The 24,441-nt window shown below is 71.1% G+C and carries 24 protein-coding genes and 1 pseudogene; 11 read left to right on the top strand and 14 right to left on the bottom strand.

Annotation, left to right across the window (positions count from 1 at the left end):
* The first annotated feature begins 199 nt into the window (after positions 1-199).
* A complete protein-coding gene (locus CUT39_RS06330; protein ID WP_100445123.1) occupies positions 200-1,297 on the top strand; it encodes an aminotransferase-like domain-containing protein in 1,098 nt (365 codons plus the stop codon).
* 485 nt (positions 1,298-1,782) lie between these two features.
* On the opposite strand, the gene CUT39_RS20175 is transcribed toward CUT39_RS06330, so the two are convergent.
* The gene (locus tag CUT39_RS20175; RefSeq protein WP_157930512.1) at positions 1,783-2,175 is read right to left on the bottom strand and encodes a hypothetical protein; all 393 of its coding nucleotides are present in this window, start codon (positions 2,173-2,175) and stop codon (positions 1,783-1,785) included.
* A 118-nt stretch (positions 2,176-2,293) separates the two neighbouring features.
* Between CUT39_RS20175 and CUT39_RS06320 the strand changes: the two genes are divergently transcribed.
* Positions 2,294-2,806: a peptidylprolyl isomerase gene (locus CUT39_RS06320; protein WP_100445353.1), complete on the top strand. Its 513-nt coding sequence runs from the start codon at positions 2,294-2,296 to the stop codon at positions 2,804-2,806.
* The gene (locus CUT39_RS06315) at positions 2,807-3,745 is read left to right on the top strand and encodes a rhomboid family intramembrane serine protease (protein WP_100445121.1); all 939 of its coding nucleotides are present in this window, start codon (positions 2,807-2,809) and stop codon (positions 3,743-3,745) included.
* Here CUT39_RS06315 and mobA read toward each other — a convergent pair.
* Both mobA and CUT39_RS06305 read right to left on the bottom strand, forming a co-directional pair.
* Positions 3,738-4,349 carry a molybdenum cofactor guanylyltransferase gene (gene mobA / locus CUT39_RS06310; RefSeq protein ID WP_198586924.1) on the bottom strand — a complete coding sequence of 204 codons (612 nt, stop codon included), beginning with the start codon at positions 4,347-4,349 and terminating at the stop codon, positions 3,738-3,740. The two genes, CUT39_RS06315 and mobA, sit on opposite strands and share 8 nt — an antisense overlap.
* Positions 4,350-4,358: 9 nt before the next feature.
* Positions 4,359-5,336, bottom strand: a complete 978-nt coding sequence (locus CUT39_RS06305) for a DUF4192 domain-containing protein (protein WP_157930511.1) — start codon at positions 5,334-5,336, stop codon at positions 4,359-4,361.
* A gap of 248 nt (positions 5,337-5,584) precedes the next feature.
* Here CUT39_RS06305 and dnaE point away from each other — a divergent pair, with 248 nt between their 5' ends.
* On the top strand, positions 5,585-9,121 hold the full coding sequence (gene dnaE, locus CUT39_RS06300) for a DNA polymerase III subunit alpha (protein ID WP_100445119.1): 3,537 nt from the start codon (positions 5,585-5,587) through the stop codon (positions 9,119-9,121).
* Positions 9,122-9,205: 84 nt separating this feature from the next.
* On the opposite strand, the gene CUT39_RS06295 is transcribed toward dnaE, so the two are convergent.
* Positions 9,206-10,300: a winged helix DNA-binding domain-containing protein gene (locus tag CUT39_RS06295; RefSeq protein WP_100445118.1), complete on the bottom strand. Its 1,095-nt coding sequence runs from the start codon at positions 10,298-10,300 to the stop codon at positions 9,206-9,208.
* A 137-nt stretch (positions 10,301-10,437) separates the two neighbouring features.
* Between CUT39_RS06295 and CUT39_RS06290 the strand changes: the two genes are divergently transcribed.
* The gene (locus CUT39_RS06290) at positions 10,438-11,097 is read left to right on the top strand and encodes an SRPBCC family protein (protein WP_100445117.1); all 660 of its coding nucleotides are present in this window, start codon (positions 10,438-10,440) and stop codon (positions 11,095-11,097) included.
* Positions 11,097-11,498 carry an ArsR/SmtB family transcription factor gene (locus CUT39_RS06285; protein WP_100445116.1) on the top strand — a complete coding sequence of 134 codons (402 nt, stop codon included), beginning with the start codon at positions 11,097-11,099 and terminating at the stop codon, positions 11,496-11,498. The genes CUT39_RS06290 and CUT39_RS06285 overlap by 1 nt, the downstream gene beginning before the upstream one ends.
* A gap of 209 nt (positions 11,499-11,707) precedes the next feature.
* Here CUT39_RS06285 and CUT39_RS06280 read toward each other — a convergent pair whose 3' ends face one another.
* A complete protein-coding gene (locus CUT39_RS06280; RefSeq protein WP_157930510.1) occupies positions 11,708-12,016 on the bottom strand; it encodes a hypothetical protein in 309 nt (102 codons plus the stop codon).
* Between the two features lie 290 nt (positions 12,017-12,306).
* Between CUT39_RS06280 and CUT39_RS06275 the strand changes: the two genes are divergently transcribed.
* On the top strand, positions 12,307-13,182 hold the full coding sequence (locus CUT39_RS06275) for a Scr1 family TA system antitoxin-like transcriptional regulator (protein WP_100445114.1): 876 nt from the start codon (positions 12,307-12,309) through the stop codon (positions 13,180-13,182).
* Positions 13,157-13,420 (top strand): DUF397 domain-containing protein, encoded by a 264-nt coding sequence (locus CUT39_RS06270; RefSeq protein ID WP_100445113.1) that lies wholly within the window; start codon positions 13,157-13,159, stop codon positions 13,418-13,420. Before CUT39_RS06275 ends, CUT39_RS06270 begins: the two co-directional genes overlap by 26 nt.
* Before the next feature lie 6 nt (positions 13,421-13,426).
* Here the strand turns inward: CUT39_RS06270 and CUT39_RS06265 are convergent, their stop codons facing one another.
* The 3 genes from CUT39_RS06265 to CUT39_RS06255 are packed head-to-tail and all read right to left on the bottom strand — an operon-like array spanning position 13,427 to position 14,946.
* The gene (locus CUT39_RS06265) at positions 13,427-13,825 is read right to left on the bottom strand and encodes a hypothetical protein (RefSeq protein WP_100445112.1); all 399 of its coding nucleotides are present in this window, start codon (positions 13,823-13,825) and stop codon (positions 13,427-13,429) included.
* A gap of 51 nt (positions 13,826-13,876) precedes the next feature.
* Positions 13,877-14,566 (bottom strand): cation transporter, encoded by a 690-nt coding sequence (locus CUT39_RS06260; protein ID WP_100445111.1) that lies wholly within the window; start codon positions 14,564-14,566, stop codon positions 13,877-13,879.
* Positions 14,563-14,946 (bottom strand): ArsR/SmtB family transcription factor, encoded by a 384-nt coding sequence (locus CUT39_RS06255; RefSeq protein WP_232805630.1) that lies wholly within the window; start codon positions 14,944-14,946, stop codon positions 14,563-14,565. The genes CUT39_RS06260 and CUT39_RS06255 overlap by 4 nt, the downstream gene beginning before the upstream one ends.
* A 154-nt stretch (positions 14,947-15,100) precedes the next feature.
* Here CUT39_RS06255 and CUT39_RS06250 point away from each other — a divergent pair, with 154 nt between their 5' ends.
* Positions 15,101-16,234: a glutathione S-transferase C-terminal domain-containing protein gene (locus CUT39_RS06250; protein ID WP_100445109.1), complete on the top strand. Its 1,134-nt coding sequence runs from the start codon at positions 15,101-15,103 to the stop codon at positions 16,232-16,234.
* A gap of 10 nt (positions 16,235-16,244) precedes the next feature.
* Here the strand turns inward: CUT39_RS06250 and CUT39_RS06245 are convergent, their stop codons facing one another.
* Positions 16,245-17,135, bottom strand: a complete 891-nt coding sequence (locus tag CUT39_RS06245) for a LysR family transcriptional regulator (protein ID WP_100445108.1) — start codon at positions 17,133-17,135, stop codon at positions 16,245-16,247.
* Positions 17,136-17,207: 72 nt separating this feature from the next.
* On the opposite strand from CUT39_RS06245, the gene dapA reads away from it, so the two are divergent.
* Together dapA and CUT39_RS21695 are read left to right on the top strand one after the other, a co-directional pair.
* Positions 17,208-18,116: a 4-hydroxy-tetrahydrodipicolinate synthase gene (dapA, locus tag CUT39_RS06240; RefSeq protein WP_100445107.1), complete on the top strand. Its 909-nt coding sequence runs from the start codon at positions 17,208-17,210 to the stop codon at positions 18,114-18,116.
* 58 nt (positions 18,117-18,174) lie between these two features.
* A pseudogene (locus tag CUT39_RS21695) lies at positions 18,175-18,810 on the top strand (NAD(P)-dependent oxidoreductase); the annotation flags it as partial.
* A gap of 117 nt (positions 18,811-18,927) precedes the next feature.
* Here the strand turns inward: CUT39_RS21695 and CUT39_RS20675 are convergent.
* The 5 genes from CUT39_RS20675 to CUT39_RS20170 are packed head-to-tail and all read right to left on the bottom strand — an operon-like array spanning position 18,928 to position 24,190.
* A complete protein-coding gene (locus CUT39_RS20675) occupies positions 18,928-19,722 on the bottom strand; it encodes an ECF transporter S component family protein (protein WP_198586923.1) in 795 nt (264 codons plus the stop codon).
* Positions 19,706-21,313: an ABC transporter ATP-binding protein gene (locus CUT39_RS06230; RefSeq protein WP_100445105.1), complete on the bottom strand. Its 1,608-nt coding sequence runs from the start codon at positions 21,311-21,313 to the stop codon at positions 19,706-19,708. The genes CUT39_RS20675 and CUT39_RS06230 overlap by 17 nt, the downstream gene beginning before the upstream one ends.
* Complete coding sequence (locus CUT39_RS06225) at positions 21,310-22,386, bottom strand: CbiQ family ECF transporter T component (protein WP_100445104.1); 1,077 nt, start codon at positions 22,384-22,386, stop codon at positions 21,310-21,312. Before CUT39_RS06225 ends, CUT39_RS06230 begins: the two co-directional genes overlap by 4 nt.
* Positions 22,383-22,979 carry a hypothetical protein gene (locus CUT39_RS06220; protein ID WP_100445103.1) on the bottom strand — a complete coding sequence of 199 codons (597 nt, stop codon included), beginning with the start codon at positions 22,977-22,979 and terminating at the stop codon, positions 22,383-22,385. Before CUT39_RS06220 ends, CUT39_RS06225 begins: the two co-directional genes overlap by 4 nt.
* Complete coding sequence (locus tag CUT39_RS20170; RefSeq protein WP_157930509.1) at positions 22,976-24,190, bottom strand: hypothetical protein; 1,215 nt, start codon at positions 24,188-24,190, stop codon at positions 22,976-22,978. Before CUT39_RS20170 ends, CUT39_RS06220 begins: the two co-directional genes overlap by 4 nt.
* Positions 24,191-24,441: the final 251 nt, after the last annotated feature.

The raw sequence follows: 24,441 nt of genomic DNA, 5'->3' as shown, positions 1-24,441 counted from the left end.
TGCTCGGCGACGCTCGCGGGGGCGAATTCCCGCCGCGCCGCGATGCGGCGGACCCGCGAACCCCCAAGGGGCCCGGCGGTACCCCCGCATCAGCACCGTATCGCGCGTGGCGGTGCGCATGTCGCCGACCGGCGCGACCGACCCGACGCCGCCGGGCGGGCGGTCGACGACGGGCCGCCGGGCCGCATACGCTGTTGACATGCCGAACACCGACGTCATCTCATTCTCCCGGGGCGCCCCGTCGCTCGACATCGTCGACACCGAAGGACTCAAGGCCGCCGCCGCGGCCGCGCTCGACTCCGACCCGACGCGGGTCACCGGCTACGGCACGTCCGTAGGCTACCCGCCGCTGCGCGAGTGGATCGCCGCCAAGCACGACGTGGCCGTCGAGAACGTCCTGGTCACGAACGGCTCGATGCAGGCCGACGCGTTCCTGTTCGACGAACTGGTCGAGCCCGACGCCGCGGTCATCGTCGAGCGGCCCACCTACGACCGGACGCTGCTGGGCCTGCGCAACCGGCACGGGCAGCTCCACCCGGTGACGGTGCGGGCCGACGGCGTCGACGTCGACGAGCTCGAAGGCGTACTCAAGGGCGGGGTCCGGCCGAGACTGGCCCACATCATCCCGAACTTCCAGAACCCGGCCGGCGTGACGCTCTCGGGCGAGAAGCGCACCCGCCTGCTCGGACTGGCCGAGGAGTACGACTTCACCATCTTCGAGGACGACCCCTACCTGGACATCCGCTTCCGGGGCCGGCAGTTCCCGACGATGCTGTCCCAGGACCGGAACGACCGGGTCGTCTACGCCTCCTCGTTCTCCAAGACCGTCTGCCCGGGGCTGCGCACGGGGTACCTCGTCGGTCCGGCGGATCTCATCAAGCGGATCGCCACCGCCGCCACCAACACCTACATCGCGCCGAACATGTTCGCCCAGGCCACCATCCACCAGTTCGCCGCCTCCGGCGACTTGGAGCGGTCGATCGCGACGGTCAAGGCGGCGCTCGAGGAGCGGGTCGACCAGCTTTCGGCCTCCCTGCGTACGCACCTGCCGAACGCCGAGTTCGTGGTGCCCGACGGCGGCTATTTCCTGTGGGTCGACCTCGGTGAGGGAGTCGACTGCGCCAAGGTCGCCGCGGCCGCGGCCGACGAGGGCGTCCAGGTGGTCAAGGGCACCGACTTCGTCGTCGACGGCGGCGAGTCCTGCCTGCGGCTGGCCTACTCGGCGGTACCCGCCGACCGGATCGACGAAGGGGTGCGCCGCCTGGCCAAGGCCGTCGAGGCCGCGCGAGCCCGATGAACACGTGCGGTAACGCTCCCAAGACCTATTGTCGATGATTGGTGGCGGTTATGCGACATGGCGTATAACCGCCACTGTCGAACCCTTCACATTACGTCGAAGGGACGCGAGAATCGGAGTCGTGAACGCGGTGGTCGTCGGCCTCGCTCCCGGAGCGATCGGTCGGCACGGCCGCGTGGAAGGACCGAATTCCCGCCCCCATTGGCGCCGGGCCGGTGAACTCGCCCACTCCCCCCCGGGGCGAGGGCGCCGGTCCGGCGTTCTTTCTCCCGTCGGAACGCGTCGACCGGTCCGGACGTTCAGACGGGCCGGGCCGATCGATCGGCCCGGCCCGTCTGAACGTCCGCTCAGGGTGCCCCGATCCGGACGCGGCGTGTGCGCCGCGCACCGACCCGGGCACCGCCCGGACAGCCGGAAGCGGGCCCCGCGGCGCTTCGCGCCGGGAGCGCCGTCAATCGAACCGAGCCGAGCCCGAGTGCGCACCGCTAACGCGACACGCTGTCGACCAGTTCCTCATTGATCGCCTCGTCGGTGATCTGCGGCTGCTGGCGCCTCTCGGCCTCCTCGGTGTCGTCCAGGAGCTCGTCGGCCAGCAATGACTCGCCGAGCGACTCGCTGCGGCGGCGGTACATCAGGTACGCGACCGCGCCCGCGGCGGCCGTGACCCCCGCACCGACGCCCGCGGCCACCCAGGGCCACTTGGGAGCGCGCCGCTTCTTCAGTCCGACCTTGGTCAGCACGACGTTCACCCTCGGCGCCGCCGCCTCCCTGGTCCCTCTCGCCGCAGCGGACCCCGCCCGCTTGAAGCTGGTCGCCCCCTGGGTCAGGTTCTCCCTGACCTCCTTGACCGGCGCCGTGGAATTCCGGCTGAAACCCATCGTGTTTGCCTCCTTCAGGTAACTCCGTATCCCTCATGTTGCACCGGGTTTCGACACTCGTCGAGGGAAACGGGGTAGAAAGTTGGACCAACCTGGTGCGTCTGGCACCATGGACGGCATGACAAAGGCGACTCTGCAGACGAACGTCGGCGACATCAGGATCGAACTGCTCGACGATCACGCGCCCAAGACGGTCGCGAACTTCGTCGGACTGGCCGAAGGAACCAAGGAGTACACCGACCCCAACACCGGTCGGCCCGGCTCGGGCCCGTACTACGACGGTTGCCTCTTCCACCGTGTCATCGACGGCTTCATGATCCAGGGCGGCGATCCCACCGGCACCGGCCGGGGCGGCCCCGGATACCAGTTCGCCGACGAATTCCACCCCGACCTGCACTTCGGACAGCCGTACCTGCTGGCGATGGCCAACGCCGGGCCCGGCACCAACGGCTCCCAGTTCTTCATCACCGTCGCCCCGACGCCGGGACTGAACGGACGGCACGCCATCTTCGGGACCGTCGCCGACGACGAGTCGAAGGCCGTGGTCGACCAGATCGCCAAGACCCCGACAGGTCAGCAGGACCGCCCGGTGAACGATATCGTCATTAATTCGGTGAGCATCGAGAAGTAGATGAGCGAGGAGCAGTCGCCCCCGGTCTGCTATCGCCACCGGAACCGCCAGACCTATCTGCGGTGCGTCCGCTGCGATCGGCCCATCTGCGCCGACTGCCGCATCGACGCCCCCGTCGGATTCCAGTGCCCCGAGTGCGTCGCCGAGGGCAGGAAGACGATGCGCCGGGCCCGCTCGGCCTTCGGCGGCCGCGCCTCCACCTCGTTCGGCGGTTCCTCCTCCGGCGAGGCCGGCACGGTCACCAAGGCCATGATCGGCGTCAACGTCGTCATGTTCGTGCTGACGCTGGCCGTCGGCGGCAGCGCGGCGATCGGCGGCGCAGTCACCGAGCTGCACTTCGCCCTGGCCGAGTACTCCCGGCCCGCGCAGGCACCGGTGGAGCTGCTCGGGAGCCGCTACCTGCTGCCGACGGTCGCCGCCGGCGGCGAGTACCGGCTGCTCACCTCGACGTTCATGCACTTCGGGGTCGTGCATCTGCTGTTCAACATGGTGGTGCTGTGGATCCTGGGCCGCGTGCTGGAGAAAGACCTCGGGTCGCTGCGCTACCTGGCGGTGTACCTCCTCTCCGGGTTGGGCGGGAGCGTGGCGACGTACGTGTTCGCCAACCCCGAGACCTGGTCGGCCGGGGCCTCCGGCGCGATCTACGGCCTGTTCGGCGCGCTGATCATGGTGAACCGGCGGTTGAGCCGGGACAACAGCGGCCTCTACGTACTGCTGGGTCTGAACCTGGCACTGACGTTCCTGGTGCCGACGATCAGCATCACCGGCCACCTCGGCGGACTGGTGGGCGGCGCGCTGTGCGGGGCCGTGCTGTCGTTCACCCCGCGGCCGCACCGCCGCATCCTGCACTGGGTGGGCTTCGCCGCGATCCTGGCGCTGCTGTTCGTCCTCACCGTCTGGCGCACCGGCGTCCTGACCGCGGCGTACGGCGTCACTTGAGGTCGGCCGCCCAGGCGCGGGCCTGCTCCAAGTCCTCCGGCGTGTCGCAGTCGAACCACGGCGGCGGCCCCGAGTAGTCCCAGTGGACGGTCGTCGTCCCGATCCCGGCGAACAGGAGCCTGGCCGGATCCCCCGGCTTCGCGCGCGCCGCGTTCGCACGGACCGCCTCGGTCGGCCAGACGCCGCACAGCCACTGCCGCCTGCCGGCCTCGTCGCAGTAGACCGCGCCCGCGTCGCCGCCGGCCCGGTCGGCCGCGCTCACCAACTGCGTCAGCGCCTCGGCGGTCAGGAACGGCAGGTCCCCCGGCAGGATCGCGACGCGCGGGTGTCCGGTGGCGACCTGCCCCAGACCGGCCGCCACGGCCCAGGCCGGTCCCGAGCCCGGCGGGTCCTCCACGACCGACGCCACCCCGTCGGGGAGCGGGTCGGCGGTCGGCGGCCTCCGGCCCACCACCAGGCGCGCGGCGTCGGGGCAGGCGGCGAGCATCCGCTCCAGGATGGTCGAACCGCCCACCACCAGTTCACTCTTGGCCGCCCCGGCGAGTCTCCGGGCCCGGCCCCCGACGAGGAAGATCGCGGCGAGATTACTCGGGGACTCTCCCATGGACCCAGACTAGCCACCGCCGCTCCCGCAGGGGAGGCCACCGCCGATCCGGGACAGCGCCCCGGGAGGGATCCCCGCCTGGAGCGAGGCCATGAGCATCTGCGCCAGCCGGTAGTTCGGCTGCCACTGCAGGGCCCGCTCCAGCGCCTCGGCGGCGAGCACCCCGTTGCCGTTCCGGTAGGCCGCGAATCCGGCCACGGTGGCCGCGGGCGCCGCCAGGTCCTCGGCCAGGTGCCGCGCCAGCCAGACCCACAGGTCGGTCCGGTTTCCCGGGAAGCGGCCCGAATTTATCCGGCGCAGGGCGTAGTCGCGGACGTCCACGTCGCCGAGCGCGAGCCCGAGGGTGGCGATGTCGTCGAATCCCGGCAGTTCGCCCGCACCGAGCCAGTGGTCGACCGCGTGCAGGTCCCGGCCGCGCTGCTCGGCCCAGTCGATGCCGGCCTCGGCCCGGAGGGCGGCCTCGACCGCTCGGGCCACCGCCTCGCGGCCGGAGGGCTCGGCCGGGTCGAGCTGCGCCGCGACCTCGGTGCGGTCGTCGAGGGCGTGCGCGCCGGCGACGGCGACCTCGCACGAGGCCGGCGAGGTCTCCGGCACCGGCAGGCCTTCGGCGGGGCAGCACGCTCCCGCGCAGCCGAGGCTGAACCACCGGCCGTCGGTGACCCGCAGCCGGTCGACCGCCTCGATCCCGGCCGCGTGCAGGCGCAACGCGGTCCGCGCGAGCGAGGCCTCGGCGACCTCGCGTTCGCCGTAGACGATGAGGACGGCCGCGTCGCATTCGTTGCGGCACAACTGCGGCGTGAGGTCGTAGAGGTGCTCGATGTGGTCGGCCGACCCGGGCAGGTCCACCCGGAAGGTGCAGCGGACCTCGAACCGGTGCAGCCCGACGACCACGAGGCTGCACTCGGGGTGGAAACCCAGGAGCAGCGGGACGGTGGTGATGATGTCGGTGGGACTGTTGAGCTTGATTTGTGCCTCTGTCAAGTTCATGTGACCAGCGTCCGCCCGCTGCCGACCGAAGACAATCATTCATATTCACCCTGTGGATAACCCGCTGCCGCCTGTGGACAAGTTTGAGTCGAATGCGCTCCTACCAGCGGATTCGTGCCGATCGAGGTCGACGGCACCCGGAGCGCGGAGCGGCCGCACGGAGGCGGAGGCGGCGACTAGGCTGGAGAATCTGAAATCCGGGGCCCGGCATCCCGGTGCACAGCGAGCGAGCGTTCAGGGAGCGTCAGGTGTCGAAGCAGTTCGTCCATCTTCACGTGCACACCGAGTACTCGATGCTCGACGGGGCGGCCAAGCTGGGGCCGTTGTTCGAGGAAGCCGACCGCCTCGGGCAACCCGCCATCGCCATGACCGACCACGGCAACATGTACGGCGGGTACTCCTTCTACCACCAGGCCAAGAAGTCCGGCGTCAAGCCCATCCTCGGCATCGAGGCCTACCTGGCGCCGCACGACCGGTTCCACAAGAAGCCGGTGTTCTGGGGCGAGCCGGGCCAGCGCGGCGACGACCTCTCCGGCGCCGGCTCCTACACCCACATGACGATGGTCGCCAAGAACTCCGCCGGGGCCCGGAACCTGTTCCGCCTGTCGAGCAAGGCCTCGTTCGAGGGCTACTACTACAAGCCCCGCATGGACCGCGAGCTGATCTCGCAGCACGCCGACGGGATCGTCGCCACCACCGGCTGCCCGTCGGGCGAGGTCCAGACCCGCCTGCGGCTGGGGCAGACCGAGGCCGCCTACCAGGCCGCCTCCGACTACCGCGACATCTTCGGCGCCGAGAACTACTACCTCGAGCTGATGGACCACGGCAACGCCGTCGAGCAGCGCGTCCGCGACGAGCTGTACGAGATGGGCCGGAAGATGGGCCTGCCGCCGCTGGTCACCAACGACTCCCACTTCGTAACCGAAGGGCAGAAGGACACCCACGCCGCGCTGCTGTGCGTCCAGTCGGGATCCACCATGGACGATCCGAAGCGGTTCCGGTTCGACGGCGACGGCTACTTCCTGCGCTCGGCCGACCAGATGTACGCCGTCCGCAGCGACGACCTCTGGCAGCGGGGCTGCGACAACACGCTGCTGGTGGCCGAGCAGGTCGAGGGCTACGAAGACATCTTCGACCACCGGGACCGGATGCCCACCATCGAGGTTCCCGAGGGCCACGACCAGGGGTCCTGGCTGACCCATCAGGTCATGGACGGGCTCCGGGAGCGGTTCGGCGGCGGGATCCCGGACGAGTACGTCGAACGGGCGCGGTTCGAACTCGACGTCATCATCAAGACCGGCTATCCCTCCTACTTCCTGGTCGTCGCCGACCTCATCGCCCACGCCCGCTCCATCGGCATCTACGTCGGGCCCGGCCGGGGCTCGGCGGCCGGATCGCTGGTCGCCTACGCGCTCAAGATCACCAACATCGACCCGCTCCCGTACGGCCTGCTGTTCGAGCGGTTCCTCAACCCCGAGCGCGTCTCGATGCCCGACATCGACATCGACTTCGATGACCGCCGGCGCGGCGAGATGATCACCTACGCCACCGAGAAGTACGGCCAGGAGTTCGTCGCCCAGGTCATCACGTTCGGCACCATCAAGACCAAGGCCGCGCTCAAGGACGCCGCCCGCGTCCACCACGGCCAGCCGGGCTTCTCCATCGCCGAGCGCGTCACCAAGGCCCTGCCGCCGCCGGTGGCCGCCAAGGACATCCCGCTCGAAGGCATCACCGACCCCGATCACCCGCGCTACCAGGAGGCGGCCGAGGTCCGGGGCCTGATCGAGAACGACGGCGAGGTCCGCCAGATCTTCGACACCGCGCTCGGCCTGGAGGGACTGATCCGCAACGCTGGCGTCCACGCCTGCGCGGTGATCCTCTCCTCGCAGCCGCTGGTCGACTGCATCCCGATGTGGGCCAGGCCGGACGGGTCGATCATCACCGGCTGGGACTACCCGTCCTGCGAGGACATCGGCCTGCTGAAGATGGACTTCCTGGGGCTGCGGAACCTCACCGTCATCGGCGACGCCATCGAGGCGATCAAGGCCAATAGGGGCGTCGACATCGACCTCGACACGCTCCCGGTCGACGACCCGAAGGCGTACGAGCTGCTCGGCCGCGGCGACACCCTCGGGGTGTTCCAGCTCGACGGCGGGGGCATGCGCGAGCTGCTCAAGCGCATGAAGCCCACGGAGTTCAACGACATCGTCGCCGTCCTGGCGCTCTACCGGCCGGGCCCGATGGAGGCCAACTCCCACAACAACTACGCCGACCGCAAGAACGGCCGCCAGCAGATCACCGCGATCCACCCCGAGCTGGCCGAAGCGCTGGAGGAGATCCTGGCCGAGACCTACGGCCTGATCGTCTACCAGGAGCAGATCATGCGCATCGCGCAGAAGCTGGCCGGCTTCTCCATGGGCCAGGCCGATGTGCTGCGAAAGGCCATGGGCAAGAAGAAGCTCGCCGTCCTGGAGAAGATGTACGGCCAGTTCGAGGACGGCATGGCCGCCAACGGCTTCTCCAAGGAGTCGATCAAGACCCTGTGGGACATCATGCTGCCCTTCGCCGGGTACGCGTTCAACAAGTCGCACGCCGCCGGCTACGGCCTGGTCGCCTACTGGACGGCCTATCTCAAGGCCAACTTCCCGGCCGAGTACATGGCGGCGCTGCTGACCAGCGTCGGCGACTCGAAGGACAAGTCCGCGGTGTACCTGTCCGAATGCCGCAAGATGGGCATCACCGTCATGCCGCCGGACGTCAACGACTCGCGGCACGTGTTCCACCCGGTCGGCGAGGACATCCGCTTCGGCATGGGGGCGGTCCGCAACGTCGGCGCCAACGTCGTCGAGGGCGTCATCGAGGCCCGCGAGGGCCAGGGCTCCTTCACCGACTTCAAGGACTTCCTGCAGAAGGTGCCGGCGCAGGTGTGCAACAAGCGCACCGTCGAGTCGCTGATCAAGGCCGGCGCGTTCGACTCGCTCGGCCACACTCGGCGGGGCCTGGCCGAGGTGCACGAGAAGGCGATCGACGCGATGGTGTCGATCAAGAAGGAGGAGGCCCGCGGCCAGTTCGACCTGTTCGGGGGCATGGCCGAGACCACCGACACGCTGGGGATCGACCTGACGATCGGCGATGAGGAGTGGGACCGGCGCGACAAACTCGCCTTCGAGCGGGAGATGCTGGGCCTGTACGTCTCCGACCACCCGCTCAACGGTTTCGAGCGGCTGCTGTCGTCGAACGCCGACCGGCCGGTCGCGGCGCTGCACGGGGAGGAGCTGAACGACGGCGCGAACGTGAAGGTCGCCGGCATCCTGCAGAACGTCGCCAAGCGCGTCACCAAGCAGGGCAAGCTCTGGGCCTCGGCCACGCTGGAGGATCTGGCGGGCTCGATCGAGGTGCGGTTCTTCCCCAACACCTACGAGATGGTCTCCGATTCCCTGGCCGACGACCTGATCTGCTGCATCAGGGGCAAACTCGACCGCCGCGACGGCACCGCCCAGCTCATCGCCCAGGACCTGGCCGTGCTCGACACCTCCAGCGGCCCGGAGGCCAGTTCGGCGCCGATCACGCTGTCGCTCAGAGCCGGCGCGGTCAACGAGAACCTGATCGAACGGCTCTCGGACACCTTCCGCACCCACCGCGGGGAGGCGCAGGTCCGCGTCCAGCTCTCGGGCGGACCCAAGCCGACCATGCTGGCGCTGGGCGACGAGTGGCGGGTCCGCCCCTCGGTCGAGCTGTCGGCGGACCTCAAGGCGCTCTTGGGGGCCGGCGCGCTGACGAACTGAACCCCGCCTGTTCCGGCCGCGGCCTCGGGGACTGACCTGCAGGAGATCCGCGCCAATGGGTTCAAACTCGCCCGACGTCCCGGCTCAGTCCTCGAAGTCGACCCCGGCCAGGGCCGCCGACCGGAAGTCGGCGAGCCGCTCGGCCTGCTCGGTCACGGCCCGCTTCGCCGCTGGCTGCAGCGACCGCCACGGCCGCACGGCGACCCGCAGCCTCTTGCCGGACTTGCGCGGACGCCAGGATCCGGCCACCTCGCCGTCGACCAGGACCGCCCCAGGACGGCCGAGCACCGGCCACAGCTCCTTGGCCCGAGCCGCATCGGGCACCAGCGTGGACCGGTCTCTGGCCTGGAGGAACAGGTCGAACGGACCCAGCAGCCGGGTCGCCGCGGACGGCTCCGCCGACCGCAGCGCCTCCTCGTCGTCGGCCAGGATCCAGCGTGACCGGCCTTCGACCGACACCTCGACCGCGTCTTCGGGCCAACGGGCCTTGACCTCCTTGACCGGGGAGTCGATGAACTCGGCCGCCTGCTTGAACGTGGCCGGACCGAGCAGGCGCAGATAGGCGCGCACCGGATCGAAGCGCGGCTCGGTGCCGGAGGCCGGCTCGAACCCCGGGATGGGCCGCAGCACCGGCGGCGAGGTCCCCGGCTCCAGCTCCAACCCGGCCCGCACCGCCGAGAGCCGGAACGGCTGCTCGTAGAGGTGCACCGCGTCGCAGACCCGGCAGTACCGGTGGTACGGCTCGGGCATCGCCGCCGAGACCTTCTCGGACAGTTCGCCCTTGCCCACTGGCGCGGTGACGATCGAGCGCATCCGCTCGGCGACCGCGTCGAGCGCCTCGAGGTTGCCGATACCGGCGGCCTGCAACGGTTTGGAGGCGTCGAAGATCCGCTTGCCCGCGTCGGCGTCCGACCACGGCGCGACCGCGGCCGCGATCCGGCCGACGTCGCCGCGCCGGTACCGGTGCGGCGCGCCGCGGAGCGTCCACAGCAGCACGAAGTCGTCGTCTGAAGCCGCAGAGAGATCGACGCCGCGCAGCGCCAGTGCCCAGCCGGAGCCGTCGGGGCCGGAGTCCTGCGCGCCGATGTCCAGCACGGCCGTGTCCGCCACCGCGCCGCGCTCGCGGTCGAGCTGCTGTGCCCGGACGCGGTAGCGCAGCACCTGTCGCCGATCGATCATCTCCCCACGGTAAGCCTCCGGGCCGACATAAGGGCCCCAGCGCGAAGCGGGAGTGCCGATCCGTCTCACGCTCGGGACGATTTGACTGCATCCGGCCGCCGTGATTAATATAAGTGTGAACTTATAAAGGAGGAATCATGGAAATCAACTCCGATCCCCTGGAGACGGTGAACCTGGTGGGCCGGGAGATCCGCAGCGGCACCCGCGACGGCGAGCCGACCAAGATCGCGGTCGCCCGCCGCAGGTACTCCGCCGAGCGCCCCGACGTGTGGGACGCGCTCACCAACCCCGAGCGGCTGCCGCGCTGGTTCATGCCGGTCGAGGGCGACCTGTCGGTCGGCGGCCGCTACCAGCTCGAAGGCAACGCCGGCGGCGTCATCGAAAGCTGCACCGAACCCGAAGGCTTCAACGTGACCTGGGAGTACGGCGGCCAGGTCTCCTGGCTCCAAGTCAAACTCAGCGACACCGGCCGCGGCACCCTCCTCGAGCTCACCCACGAGGCCCACGTCGACCGCGACTTCTGGGAACAGTTCGGCCCAGGCGCGACCGGCGTCGGCTGGGACCTCGGCCTCCACGGCCTCGACCAGCACCTCACCAGCGGCGCCGACCTCGACCCGACCGCCGCCGAGGCCTGGACCCTCAGCCCCGAAGGCAAGCGGTTCATCCGGAGCGCCGCCGAACACTGGGCCGAGGCCGCGGTCGGCGACGGCGACGACCCCGAGCAGGCCCGGTCGGCCGCCGAGCGTACGGTCGCCTTCTACACCACGCCGCCGGAGGCGGCCGACCAGGAGGGCTGATGTCGGGCGAGGTCTTCGACGCGCTGGGCGACCCGGTTCGCCGTCGAGTCCTCGAACTCCTCGGCGAGGGCGAACGCCCGGCCGGGGCGATCGCGGCGGCGCTGCGGGACCGGTTCGGGATCTCCCAGCCGGCCGTCTCCCAGCACCTGCGGGTCCTGCGCGAGGCCGGACTGGTCACCGTCCGCACCGAAGGCACCCGCCGCATCTACGGCGTCGACACCGACGGGCTCGCGCTGGCCCAGGAGTGGCTGGCCCGCTTTGCCGACGCCTTCGCCCAGCCGCTCGACGCCCTGGAGACCGAGCTCGCTCGTGGCCGCCGCGAACGCCGCCTGGCGGACGCCGCGGATCGGGAGCGGCGGCCTCCGGTCCAGCGCCGTCCCCCAGGGGCCGCGGCCGGTTGAGCGTGTCGCTACCGACGATCGCGAGACGGCGAAAGGGCCGCGCCGGACCTTCCCACCAAGACGTCCGACGCGGCCCCTTGCCTCCCTCGGCCCAGGCTCTGTGCGGGGACCTGCCGAGGGAAGTAGGTCGGGTGCGGCCTCCCGGCGGGAGGCACGGGGACTGTGGACAACGACTGCCGGAAAGCCGCACCCGAGTCCGGGTCAGGCCCTTACCGGGCCTGTTTCCATTTGCCGTACAGGTCGATCACCTGCCGGCGCAGCCGCTCTCGCAGCTCGGGCGTGGGGAAGCGCCAGTGCGAGGTGCCGTCGAGGTAGAGGGTCGGTGAGTCGGTCTCCATGCCGGCCACTACGCCGAGGTACTGGGCCAGCTCTCCCGGAGCGATGCGGAGGCAGAGCACCGACCCCCAGTCGGGATCGAAGAGGCAGCGGACGCGCGTGGGTCCGACGAGGATGATGCCCACCTCGATGTCGTCGGGGGCCGCCGGCGGTACGTCGGATTGCGCACTCGGATACAACACCACTGCCTCCAATAAGGATTCTCGTCTTCTTCGTGCACGGTTGGCGTCCGGGAGCCGCGAGTAGATCGGGAGGTCGCGGACTCCCGGACATTTCCCCACCTGTCGCGAGTCCCTGGCGTACCCGCGACGACTTCAATCTATGCGTCGTTTCCCCAGGTGGCAAGGGGACACGGCTTCCTAGTTCATTGAGGGAGAGGGCCTTCCAAGAGACTGGTCCAAAAATTTTGGCCAAATCCTTTGAGGCCATTCCCAGTGGGGGTTATCCAGTTCGAGGACGCATGCCATCATGGATGGCTATCAGTGTCATTCCCACCGAATGCGGGGTTCATCTCATGGCGCGTAGGTCGCTCTCGGAGTGGTACGTCATCGCAGAACTCATCGACCGGATGCATGCGGCCGGAGCCACGGAGGCCGAGGTCGCCGAGCTGCTGGGGTACTCCACCCAGACGATCGTCAACTGGAGGAAGGGATCCGGACAGCCCTCGGTCGGCGACGTCCGCGAGTTCTTCGCCCACTTCGGCAACGGCGACGAGGAGGCGATGCTGTACATGCAGCAGGTCGTCCGCAACAAGAAGGCGGACCTGAAGATCATGGAGGCGGATCCGCGCTTCAACATGCTCATGCTGGGCAAGGGCGAGCTGCACTATCGGTATCTCTTCAAGTGGTGGCCCGGCATCTTCCCTGGGATCGTTCAGACGCGGAGTTTCCATTTTGATGTCCTGCAGCCGCTGGACGGGAACAGCGACGAAGTAGCCGAGCGCAGTTGGGATTTCAAACAGCGTCGGGCCAAGGGAATCCGGAGCCGTGCAGACGACTATGAACTGGCCATCATCATTGGAGCGTCAGCCTTTCTATGGTTGAGCGCGTTGACTCCCAGTTCTCGCCGCCAGCAACTAGACCACCTCAAGGAGTGCAATACCTGGCCTGGATGGGATATCCGAGTTATGGCCGGTCCCAATACGCTCGGTAGCGGATATGAGCTGTTCCTACCGGATGGCAAGACCACCGCAGGGCCGGGCTTTGTCTATACGGAGGTCCGCGACCGTAGTTGGTGCGTCGAGGAATCGAAGCGGGTGAAGCTGTACCATGAGCCGATAAAGCCGAACTGGGCTCGTGCGACACCACTGGAGGAGTTTCTCGATGCAGAGCGCGACCGCTTGGCGTAAGAGCACCCGCAGCAGCGGAACCAATGACCCCAACTGCGTCGAATGCCGTCAGACCTGGCGCAAGAGCACCCGCAGCAGTGGCACGAACTCCAACAACTGCGTCGAGGCCCGTACCAGCGGCGGGGCGTTCCAGGTCCGCGATAGCAAGCTTGGCCACGAGTCCCCGGTCTTCGACCTGGGGGCGGCCGACTTCGCCGGACTTCTCAGCGCTGTGGAACGCTTAGGCTCCTCAGAGTAGGGATCCTCAGTCGATCGTCGGGAACATGCGCGCGATCCGGCGCCAGTCTCGCCGGGCTATGAGCCATTCGCGCAGCGTCGTCGGTACCAGGGTTCCGTCGCCCCGTTCCAGGTGGACTCGGCGCTTCGAGATGACGAACCGCTCGCCGTCGCGGAGCACGTATTCGTTGTAGATCTTCGGCCACTGGGTCTTGAGCACGATGCGCCGCTCCTCCACGGTCCCGATTGAGAAGATCAGCATCGGTAGATGCACGACGACGCCCACGCCGGTCATGAACAGGAGGGCATTGAGGACCTCGCGCGGGCCGACCGCTTCCCTTTCGTACAGCAGGCCGTATGCAAGGATCAGAACGGTGATCGTTCCGGTGACGACCACCGTGATCCGGGCCGAGTAGCGAATCTTCATCACCTGATCGTCCCAGTGCTACCGCGACCGCCACGTGCCCCTTCCGCTCGGTCACGGCCGGTGGTCGTCCGCAGTCTCGCCGCAGCAGTCGTCGGCCTCGGCTACATGGTCGGCCGGGATCGCGCAGTCGTCGCAGTGTTCGCCCCGCCAGGCTTCGACGCCCTCGCGGAAGGCGACGGCGGCGATCACCAGCGCCGCGATGGGGTCGGCCCAGGACCATCCCAGCGTCGCGTTCAGCACCAGGCCGGCCAGCAGGACGGCGGAGAGGTAGGTGCACAGCAGCGTCTGGGTGGAGTCGGCCACGACCGTGGCCGAGCCGAGCTCGCGGCCGGTGCGGCGCTTGGCCCAGACCAGGGCGGGCATCACGACCACCGAGACCGCGGCGATCCCGATTCCGACCGGGGAGGGCTCGGCCTCGCCCTGCCCCAGCAGGGAGCGGACGGCGTCGACGCTGATCCAGGCGGCCAGGGCGAAGAACGAGGCCGCGATCAGCTTCAGCGCCAGGCGCTCTCGGGACTCGGGAAGGCGGGAGCGGAACTGCCAGATCACCACCAGGGCCGAGGAGACCTCGATGAAGGAGTCCAGGCCGAAGCCGATGAGCGCGGTGGAGGAGGCCGCGGCACCGGCGGCCACGGCGACGATTCCCTCGAGGAGGTTGTAGCCGGCGGTGGCGTAGCCCAGGTGCAGGCTGCGCCGGTTCAGCGTGGCGCGCCGCTCCGCGGTCAGACCGGCCGCGCTCACCGCTCGGCTCCGGCGGTCTCGGCGGCCGCGGTGCCGTAGGTCGGGCACAGGGCCACGGCGCGACCGGTGGCGGCCAGGACCTGCTCGGCCGTCTCGAGCAGGTCGATCAGTTCGGGGCGCGACAGCGCGTAGAAGGACTGGCGCCCTTCGCTGCGGTAGTCGACCAGGCCGCAGTCCCGCAGGCAGGCCAGGTGCTTCGAGACCGTCGACTGGGCCAGGCCGAGCTCGCCGGTCAGGTCGACCACGCGGGCCTCGCCGCAGGCCAGGCGCTGCACGATCCGCAGCCGGGTCTCGTCGGACAGGGAATGGAACAGTGCCGCTGCGGGGGCCACGCCCGCCTCGATCTCGGTGGTCATGCACCGCACAGAATCAATCGCCATATGGCGATGGTATCCCGAATTGGCGATGAATGTCGAGCGGCCCGCCTCAGGTATCCGCCGGGTCGGTGCGCGGCCGGTGCGTCCGCCCCGGCTCAAGCGGGACATTGCCTCTTCTCGCCGACGCGCGGACACCGGAAGTGCGTAGGCTGAACCCATGGCACCGGACCAGGCACAGCAGACCGCGGCAACCGAGCACTCCACAAAGGGCGCATACGTCACCGGCGAGGAATTCACCAGGGACACCAACTACATCGAGGATCGCGTCGTGGCCGACGTCGAGGCCGCCCGTGCCGCGCCGGCGGAAGCCTCCTCCAAGATCGGCGACCCCAGGATCACCGGCCTCACCGAGGGCGCACAAGCCTGGCCGGTCGAGCCGGGCCGGTACCGGCTCGCGGCCGCGCGGGCCTGCCCCTGGGCGCACCGCTCGATCATCATCCGCCGCCTGCTCGGACTCGAGGACGTCATCTCTCTGGCCACCCCGGGCCCGACCCACGACGTCCGCTCCTGGACGTTCGACCTCAGCGTCGACGGCCGCGACCCCGTGCTCGGCACCGAGCGGCTGCAGGAGAACTACTTCAAGCGCTTCCCCGACTACCCGCGGGGCATCACCGTGCCCGCCCTGGTGGACATCCCCTCCGGCGGCGTGGTCACCAACAACTACCCGCAGCTCACCTTCGACTTCTCCACCCAATGGGCCGCCCACCACCGGGAAGGCGCGCCGAACCTGATCCCGTCCGAGCTGATCGACGACATGCTCCCGGTGATCGAGCGGATCTACCACGAGGTCAACAACGGCGTGTACCGCGCGGGCTTCTCCGGATCCCAACGCGCCTACGACCTCGCCTACAAACGGCTCTTCGGAGCGCTCGACCTGCTCGAGGAGCGGCTCGCCGACCGCCGGTACCTCATGGGCGACCACATCACCGAGGCCGACGTCCGCCTGTTCACCACGCTGCTGCGGTTCGACCCGGTCTACCACGGGCACTTCAAATGCAACCGCAACAAGCTCACCGAGATGCCGAACCTGTGGGCCTACGCGCGGGACCTGTTCCAGACCCCCGGCTTCGGCGACACCGCCGACTTCGACCAGATCAAGCGCCACTACTACGTCGTCCACGAGGACATCAACCCCACCCAGGTGGTGCCGGCCGGCCCCGATCTGGAGAACTGGCTCTCCGACCACGGCCGCGAGAAACTGGGCGGGTCGCCGTTCGGCCGAGGCACCGCTCCCGGCCCGGTCTCGGCCGAAGAGGAGCCGCCCGGAGCCAACCCGCTCTACCGGCGCTGAAGCTGGCGACCTAAACGCCCAGCTCCGCGAGCACGGCTCTGATCGCCGGGCTGGCGTCGGCGCTGCGCCGCCACGCCGCGTGCACCTCGCGTCGCGGCGGCCGCCGTAGCGGCCGGACCACGAGTCCCTCCTTCAGAGGCGGGCGGGCGAGGCGGGGGATCAGGGCGACCACGTCGCCCGAGGCGATCAGCGACAACTGGGTGGAGAAGTCGTCGACCAGGTGGCGGACGTCGGGGTCTTCGGGCACGTCGGCGAGCAGCCGCCGGAACCACTGGTGGCACACCGTGCCGGGCGGGCTGGTCACCCACGTGCGGCCGGCCAGGTCGGCCTTCGCCAGTGGCGGGTCGCGCCGCGCGAGCGGATGCGTGCGATGCACGACGAGGTCACCGACGTCGGTGTGCACCCGGCGCCCGGTCAGCGATGCCGGCAGCGGGGCCGGCAGTCCGTCGGCGTCGTGGACGAGCGCGAGGTCGGCGATGCCGGACTCGACGCTGTGAATCGCCTGGTCGGGGTCCTGCTCGGTGAGGTTCACCCGCAGGTCGGGGCACCGGGCCGACAGTCGCGGCATCACCGGGGAGAGCAGTCCGCGGATGCCGGTCGAGAAGGCGACCACCCGGAGGAGGCCGCGCGGGGCGCCCTCCGAGACCGATCTGGCCGCTTCGGTGCAGCGTTCCAAGGCCTGGAACACGCCGGGCGCCGAGTCGACGATGGCCCGCCCGGCCGGAGTGAGCACCACCCCGCGCCCGGCCGCCGCCAGCACGGGCACCCCGACCTGGCGTTCCAGCCGCTTGATCTGCTGCGACACCGCCGAGGCGGTGAACCCGAGTTCATCGGCGGCCCGAGCCAGGGTCCCGAGCGAGGCCACCGACCGCAGCGCCTGCAGCGCCCCGACGTCGATCATGAAGCCATGCTACGCAATATCGGCAAGAAAGCTTCGCTGGACCGCACCTGTCAACGGTGGCAGGATCAAGCCATGACCCACCCGCAGCACCCGGCCGACCTGCTCTTCGGCTCCAACCTCGTCGCCGTGGTGACGCCGATGCGCCCCGGCGGCGCCATCGATGAACCCGGGCTCGCCGACCTCGTCGACCACCTGCTGGCGACCGGATGCGACGGCATCGCCGTCGGCGCGACCACCGGCGAGTCGCCCACCCTGACCGAAGCCGAGGCCGCCAAGCTCGTCGGCGCCGTCGCGGGCCGGTCGCAGGGACGGGCCCGGGTGGTCGCCGGCATCGCCACCGCCGACACGGCCGCCGGCGTCCGGCGTGCCCGCGCTGCCGAAGCCGCCGGGGCGGACGCGCTGCTGCTGTCCTGCCCCTACTACTCCCGACCGCCGCAACGCGGCGTGGTCGCCCACTGCTCGGCGGTGGCCGACGCGACCGAGCTGCCCGTCATGCTTTACGACGTCCCCGCGCGCACCGGCATCGCGATGGAGGCGCCCACGCTGATGGAGCTCTCCGCACATCCCCGCATCCGGGCGGTCAAGGACGCCAAGGGCGACCTGTTCGAAGCGATGTCGGTCATGTCCGGCACACCGCTGGCCTACTACTGCGGTATCGACGAACTCAACCTGGCCTACCTCGCGTGCGGGGCCACCGGCGTGCTCAGCGTCGTCGGCAACGTCGCCGCCGACCGCAACGCCGAACTCATCCGAGCGGTGCGCGGCGGCGACCTCGCCTCGGCGAAGGCGATCCAACGCTCACTGCTCCCCTTGGTGGACGCCGTCATGCGCACCTCGCAGGGGGCCGTCACGTCCAAGGCGGCGCTGGCCGAGCTCGGAATCATCCCGCACGCGACGGTGCGCCTCCCACTGGTCGAATCGCCGCCGCACGACCTGGAACGGCTCCGGCAGGCCCTGGCGGCCGTCGCCGCACCCGCCTGACCGTGCGGCGCCGGTCCGGAGCGATGTCACACTCGCGGCCCCGCAGGACTCTCAATCGATGACGGGCGCGAGAGCCGCGCCCCGGACAGAGAGGCCCGCACCAATGAGACTGGTCATCTTCGGCGCGAACGGCGGTACCGGCCGCCGGCTCACCCGGCAGGCGCTCGACGCCGGCCACCACGTGGCGGCGGTGACGCGGAACCCCGACTCGTTCCCCGTCGAGCACCGCCGACTCGACCTCGTCGAGGCCGACGCCCACGACGCCGAGGCGGTCGCGAAGGCCGCCTGCGGCGCCGACGCCGTGCTCTCGACGCTCGGAGTCGGCTTCACCCGCCGACCGATCACGGTCTACAGCACCGGCATCGCCAACATCATCGCCGCGATGCGCGAGCACGGTATCGCCCGGGTGGTCGCGGTGACCTCCAGCGCGGTGGAGCCGCACCACCACGCCGAGGGCGGACTCCTCCTCAACCGCGTCCTCCAACCGCTGGTCACCCGGACGATCGGGAAGACCACCTACGACGACATGCGGGCCCTGGAAGGCCGCCTCGCCGACAGCGGCCTGGACTGGACGGTCCTGCGCCCCTCCGGGCTCTTCGACACCGACGCGGTGAGCGAATACCGGCTTCGGGAGGACCACGCCGACGGCGTCTTCACCAGCCGTGCCGACCTGGCCGCCTGCATGCTCGCCCAGGCCGCCGACCCCACTTGGATCCGCAAGCGGGTCGCCGTCTGGACCACCGAGGGCACGCCGAGTATGCGGCGGATGATCCTTGGCGAGGCGTCCGGCGGGCGAACGGCGGGCGACCGATTAGACCCACTGGGCCCGGCGGGCGGTGCGCCGCAGCACCCGCAGCAGGACCGGCCCGGTCAGGACGATCAGCAGGGCGGTGGTGACCGCCCGCCCCAGGTCCCAGCCGAGCGAGGTCGCGAAGGTGTAGGCGAGCAGGCGCGGCAGGTTCTCGCCGGCGCCGCCGCCCGGCACGTACGCCAGGTTCCCCTCGGTGATCGCGAACGGCCAGAACGACAGGTTGAGCAGCAGGCCGAAGGCCAGCGAGGCGACCACCGCGAACGCCGCGAGCATCGCCAGCTCCCCGGCCCGGCCGAGGCGGGTCGACGGCGCCGCCCCCGGCAGCAGCCCGGCGCCGAGACCGACGAAGGCCGCGGCGAACATCTGGTACGGCATCCACGGGCCCACCCCGCCGGTCAGCAGCGCCGAGGCGAACAGGCCCGTGTTGCCCAGGATGAAGCCGAATCCGGGCCCGAACACCCGGCCGGCCAGGATGATCAGGAAGAACACCGTCTCCACTCCGGCCGCCCCGGCGCCGAACGGCCGCACCGCGGCCACCACCGCCGACAGCACGCCCAGCATCGCCACCGCCCGGGCGTCCATCCCCCCGTCGGCGAGCTGGACCAGCACCACCGCGGTCACCAGCGGCAGCAGCAGCGCGAACAGCCAAGGCCCCGAAGTCGTCTCGGTCAGCGCGCCGCCCGGAGCGGCCAGCAGCGGCCACGAGGTCGCCACCAGCCCGAACGCCGCCGCCAACCCCAACGCGAGGGCCCCGCGCCACCGGATCGCCGTGCGGGGGCTAGCCGGGCTCGCCATCGGAGGCCTCCAGCGCCGCCGCGACCTCGCCGACCGTCAACCGGCCGGGGATGACCTTCTCCACCTGCGGGGCGAACATCGGCGAGGCCGAGACGATCTGCCGGGCCGGTCCGTCCGCCACCACTTCGCCGTCGGAGAGGATCACCACCCGGGAGGCGAACTCCGCCACGAACTCCACGTCGTGGGTCGCGACCATCACGCAGTGCCCGGCGTCGGCCAGTTTCCGCAGCCGCGCCGCGAGCGCCTCCTTCCCCGGGTAGTCCAGGCCGCGGGTCGGCTCGTCCAGCAGCAGCAGCGGCGGTGCCGCCGTGAGCGTCACCGCCAGCGCCAGCGCCAGCCGCTGCCCCTCCGACAGGTCCCTGGGGTGCGCCGCCTCATCGAGGTCCTCGACCAGGTCGGCCAGGATCTTCGCGCAGGTGCCCGCCGGGGCGCCGCCCTCGCGGTCGGCGGCGGCGCATTCGGCGGCGACCGACTCGGCGTAGAGCAGGTCGGCCGGCTCGGCCGGGACCAGTCCCGCCAGCGTGCGGCGCCGGGCCGCCTTCGACTCGGCCGGGTCGGCGCCCTCGATCGCCACCGACCCGCTCGACCGCCTCCCGGTGCCCTGCAGCGCCCACAGCAGGCTCGACTTGCCCGAGCCGTTCCGGCCCATCAGCGCGATCCGCTCGCCGCGGCTCGCGTCCAGGTCGATCCGGTCGACCGCCCGGACTCCCGGGTAGTCGACGGTGACGGCACCGGCCCGCAGCAGCGGCGCATCGCTCGGCTCCGGCTCGGGCTCGGTCGGGGCCGGGTTCGCCAGCGCTTCGCGCAGGGGCCCGGCCGACCGGCGGGCCTGCCGGATCGTCACCGGCGGCCCGGGCCACCCGGCCAGCTTGCCCAGGTGCACGACCGGCGGCGCGACCGGAGAGGCCGCCAGCACCGCCCCCGGCGTCCCGGAGGTGACCTCGCCGCCGTGCAGCAGCAGCGCCGAATCGGCATACTGCGCCACCCGCTCCAGGCGGTGCTCGGCCAGCAGCACCGTGACTCCCAGGTCGTGGACGAGCCGGTGCAGCGCCGACAGCACCTCGTCGGCCGCCCCGGGGTCGAGTGCCGAGGTCGGCTCGTCGAGCACCAGCGCGCTCGGGCCCGCCACGAGTGCGGCGCCGATCGCCACCCGCTGCCGCTGGCCCGAGGAGAGGCCGGCCAGGGCCCTGCCGCGGACGTCGGCCAGCCCCAGCAGGTCGACGATCTCGGTGACGCGCTTGCGCATCGTCGCCTGCGGCAGCCCGAGCTGCTCGGCGGTGTAGGCCAGTTCGAGTTCGACCTCGTCGGTCACGAAGCCGGCGAGGGGGTCTTGGGCGACGTAGCCGACCACGTCGGCGAGGTCGGCGGGGCTCGCCTCCCGCACGCTGCGGCCGGCGACGGTGATCTCGCCGCTCATGGTGCCGCCGGTGAAGTGCGGGACCAGGCCGTTGACCGACCGCAGGAGCGTCGACTTGCCGGCCCCGGTGGTGCCGACCAGCAGGCAGAACTCGCCTTCGGGGACCGCGAAGGTGACCTCGCGGAGGATCGGCCGGTCGCCGTAGCCGAAGGTCACCGAGTCGAAGCGGATCATGCGGGGCCTCCTTGCGGGATCCGGGCCGGGACGAGTGCGGCCGGTGCGGCGGCGATGAGGATCCCGGCCGCGGCGGCGGCCGGCAGGGGCGGGGCGGTGAGCGGGCTGGTCGCAGGCCAGACGGCTCCGGCCTCGACGGCGCCGCTGACGACGGTGCCGGCGACGGCGGCCGAGCCCGCGGCGAGCACCGCCCAGTCGCGGGGGCCGAACCGGTCGGTCCGGTAGCGGGTGTGCGGGACCCGTTTGGAGGCGAAGGCGATGCCGAACACGGCCGCCGCCGCGCCGATCGCCAGCAGGCCCCAGGCGACGGGCGCGGGGGTGGCTTTGCCGAGCAGCGCGTAGGCGCCTGCGCACAGCCCCAGCAGCCCGGTGAGGAGGAACGCGGAGGTGGCGCGCCGGGCGGGCGCCGGGATGCCGGCGGCGCGGCCGTAGCCGCGCGAGGCCATCGCGGCGGCCAGGGCCAGGGACCGGTCGAGCGCGTCGTGCAGGACCGGGACGACGACCGTGCGCATCAGGTTCGCCGGGTTCCGCCGGGTGTTGCCCCGCAGGGCCCGGGCGCGGCGGATCCTGGTCACGCTCGACACCAGTTGGGGGGCGACCGACAGCGCCACGACGACGGCGACGCTCACTTCGTACAGCGCCGCCGGCATCGAGCGCAGCAGCCGCCTGGGGCTGGCGAGGGCGTTCGCGGCCCCGACGCACACCAGCAGGGTCGCCAGCCGCAGGCCGTCGTAGGCGGCGGCGAGGGCGCCTTCGGTGGTGACCGCGCCGCCGAGGCGGAATCCGGCCGCCCAGTCGGGGAGCCGGACCTCGGGCAGGCGGAACAGCACCGTTGCGCCTTCGGCGCCGCCGAAGATCACGTAGAAGACCATGCGGACGGCGATCGCGGCGGCCCCGATCAGCAGGAAGACCCGGTAGGCGCCCGACCAGGGCTCGTCGCCGCGGCACCAGGTCACGACCAGGCCCGAGACGCCGATGATGAGCAGCAGCAGCCACGGGTTCGCGGTCCGGCTGGCCGCGGTGGCGAGCAGCAGCGCCCAGCTCCACCACGCGACCGGGTGCGCGCCGGTCACGGTGTCCGGCGTTCGCGCAGCCGCCAGATCGCGAGGCCGGCGACGGCCGCGAGGATCACGATCGCGACGATCCAGGTCGGCGACGGCGTCGAGGAGGTCTCCGGGTCGGCCGTGGATTCGGGCGCGGCGGCCTCGTCCGGGTCGAGGTCCGGCGGGGCGGAGCCGTCGCCGAAGACCCAGCCTTCGACGTCGCCGTCGTCGGGGTCGGCGGTGCCGGCGCCGACGTTGGAGAATTCCCAGGCGCCGTCGGCGGCCCGCCAATAGGACCAGGACCGGTCGGCCGGCGGCATCGGGCCGCAGTCGGTCTCGGGGAATTCCTCGATCCGGCACACCGCGCCGGGGAAGCTCGCGACCTCGGTGACCGCGAATCCCGCCTGGTCGAGCGCCTCGATGCCGCTGCCCGGGTCGTCCTCGGCGCAGCCGACGACCGGCGCCTCGCGCATGCCCGCGTCGGCACCGGCCTCGCCGAAGTCGACCACGACCGCCACGCCGTGGCAGTCGTCGTGGGCGCCGACCGGTGCCGCCCACGCCAGGGCCGCGGCGCCGAGCAGGGCGGCCGCGGCGCTGGCGCGGGCGGCGGCGTGCCGGATCACTCGTCGGCCTTGGCCTCGGCGTTGCCGCGCCGGACCCGCACCAGCGTGTAGGCGACGATCGCGGCCAGCAGGACCGCGGCGCCGACGATCAGCCACGGCGCCCACGAGTCGGAGTCCTGCTGCTGTTCGGGGTCGTCGGCGGTGGGGGCCCCGTCGCCGCCGGCCTGGGTGGCGCATTCGACGGCCGGGATCCCGTCGCTCTGCTCGGAGGCGTCCAGTTCGGCCAGGTGCTGCCCCGACAGGGGGATCAGGGCCTGCGCGGTGGCCAGCACCCGCATCGATTCGCCCCACTCCTCGTCCTCGGGGTCGGTGGCGCGGACGGCGCCCTCGGCGTCCTCGCCGCAGCCGAACTGGAGTCCGATCAGGAACGCGGTGGCCAGTTCGGCGGCCTCGGTGCGCTCGGCGCCGAGCAGCGCCTGCCCGGCGTAGGCGGTCGAGTTGGCGTTCTCGCCGAAGCCGTTGTCGAAGCCGCCGCTCTCGCTCTGGTGCTCTTCGAGCCAGGTGACGGCGTCCGCGTGGGCGTCGGCGGCGGGCTCGCCGATGACCTGGAGGGCCGACGCGGCCGGGCCGGTCGTGTCGGGGTCGCCGGAGCAGTCGCCGCCTTCGGGGGCCTCGAAGGTGAAGCCGCCGTCGTCGCACTGGGCGGCCAGCAGTGCCGCGGCGACCTCCTCGGTGACCCCGGCCTCGCTGCGCGAGAGTCCGAGCGCGGCCCACGACAGCGCGCCGGGGTCGATGCCCTCGACCGAGGCGTCGGCGAGCTCGTCGGCGAGCTTGACGCCGCCGAAGTCGGCGGGATCGCCGCCGGCGGTGGCCACGGTGAACATGACCTTCCCGGCCGCGCCGGGGCTGAGCTGCGGGTCCTCGGATTCGTCGCCGGCCGGGTAGATGTAGGCGCTCAGCACGTCCGGGTCGTTGAGCCATTCGAGGGTGGCCTCGACCTGGTCCCCGCCGACGCCGGCGGCCATGAGGCCGATGGCGGCGTCGAGGGAGCTGGAGACGTCGCCGTCGGACCACGACGGGCCGTCGGCCTCGGACGCGAGCCAGGCGGCCGCGGCCTCGGCGGGGGCGTCGAAGGTGTCGTCCTGGGCGTGGGCGGGAGAGGCGGTGGCGAGCCCGATGACGGGCAGGGCCGCGGTGGCGGCGAGGATCCGGCGGACCGGATTGCGCAGTCGAGTCGACTGGTGGCGCATTGCCTGACCTTTCTGAAGCATTCGCGAGGTCTCGGGCAGGCGGCGGCGCCGCAAGCGCCTGCAGACCGCGACAGGCGTTGACGATGTTGGACACTGGCTTCCGGCGGGCATTCGGGCTCACGCGGGTGGGCCGAGCCGTTGCTGCTGAGAGGCTGGCTCGGCGAGAGTTCGAGGTCGAACCGCGACTACCGTTGCGGGTCAGCGCCGGCTTCCGACCGGACTTCCCCCGCAGGAGGCCTGTTGAGTTTGCGTTCATTCTCTAGGGCGACGCT

The organism is Glycomyces xiaoerkulensis (genome assembly GCF_002798405.1).
Classification (GTDB): Bacteria; Actinomycetota; Actinomycetes; order Mycobacteriales; family Micromonosporaceae; genus Glycomyces; species Glycomyces xiaoerkulensis.
The sequence above is the reverse complement of the archived record's forward strand: the minus strand, read 5'-3'. Positions and strand labels throughout refer to the sequence as shown.

Coding starts and splice junctions, on each gene's coding strand:
- CUT39_RS06230 (WP_100445105.1), bottom strand. CDS start 21,313: ATGATCCGCTTCGACTCGGTGACCTTCGGCTACGGCGACCGGCCGATC.
- CUT39_RS06290 (WP_100445117.1), top strand. CDS start 10,438: ATGGAAATCAACTCCGATCCCCTGGAGACGGTGAACCTGGTGGGCCGG.
- CUT39_RS06320 (WP_100445353.1), top strand. CDS start 2,294: ATGACAAAGGCGACTCTGCAGACGAACGTCGGCGACATCAGGATCGAA.
- CUT39_RS06270 (WP_100445113.1), top strand. CDS start 13,157: ATGCAGAGCGCGACCGCTTGGCGTAAGAGCACCCGCAGCAGCGGAACC.
- CUT39_RS20175 (WP_157930512.1), bottom strand. CDS start 2,175: ATGGGTTTCAGCCGGAATTCCACGGCGCCGGTCAAGGAGGTCAGGGAG.
- CUT39_RS06285 (WP_100445116.1), top strand. CDS start 11,097: ATGTCGGGCGAGGTCTTCGACGCGCTGGGCGACCCGGTTCGCCGTCGA.
- CUT39_RS06315 (WP_100445121.1), top strand. CDS start 2,807: ATGAGCGAGGAGCAGTCGCCCCCGGTCTGCTATCGCCACCGGAACCGC.
- CUT39_RS06245 (WP_100445108.1), bottom strand. CDS start 17,135: ATGATCGACGTCGGGGCGCTGCAGGCGCTGCGGTCGGTGGCCTCGCTC.
- CUT39_RS06295 (WP_100445118.1), bottom strand. CDS start 10,300: ATGATCGATCGGCGACAGGTGCTGCGCTACCGCGTCCGGGCACAGCAG.
- CUT39_RS06330 (WP_100445123.1), top strand. CDS start 200: ATGCCGAACACCGACGTCATCTCATTCTCCCGGGGCGCCCCGTCGCTC.
- CUT39_RS20170 (WP_157930509.1), bottom strand. CDS start 24,190: ATGCTTCAGAAAGGTCAGGCAATGCGCCACCAGTCGACTCGACTGCGC.
- CUT39_RS06305 (WP_157930511.1), bottom strand. CDS start 5,336: ATGAACTTGACAGAGGCACAAATCAAGCTCAACAGTCCCACCGACATC.
- CUT39_RS06255 (WP_232805630.1), bottom strand. CDS start 14,946: ATGGCGATTGATTCTGTGCGGTGCATGACCACCGAGATCGAGGCGGGC.
- CUT39_RS06265 (WP_100445112.1), bottom strand. CDS start 13,825: ATGAAGATTCGCTACTCGGCCCGGATCACGGTGGTCGTCACCGGAACG.
- CUT39_RS06275 (WP_100445114.1), top strand. CDS start 12,307: ATGGCTATCAGTGTCATTCCCACCGAATGCGGGGTTCATCTCATGGCG.
- dapA (WP_100445107.1), top strand. CDS start 17,208: ATGACCCACCCGCAGCACCCGGCCGACCTGCTCTTCGGCTCCAACCTC.
- CUT39_RS20675 (WP_198586923.1), bottom strand. CDS start 19,722: ATGGCGAGCCCGGCTAGCCCCCGCACGGCGATCCGGTGGCGCGGGGCC.
- mobA (WP_198586924.1), bottom strand. CDS start 4,349: ATGGGAGAGTCCCCGAGTAATCTCGCCGCGATCTTCCTCGTCGGGGGC.
- CUT39_RS06250 (WP_100445109.1), top strand. CDS start 15,101: ATGGCACCGGACCAGGCACAGCAGACCGCGGCAACCGAGCACTCCACA.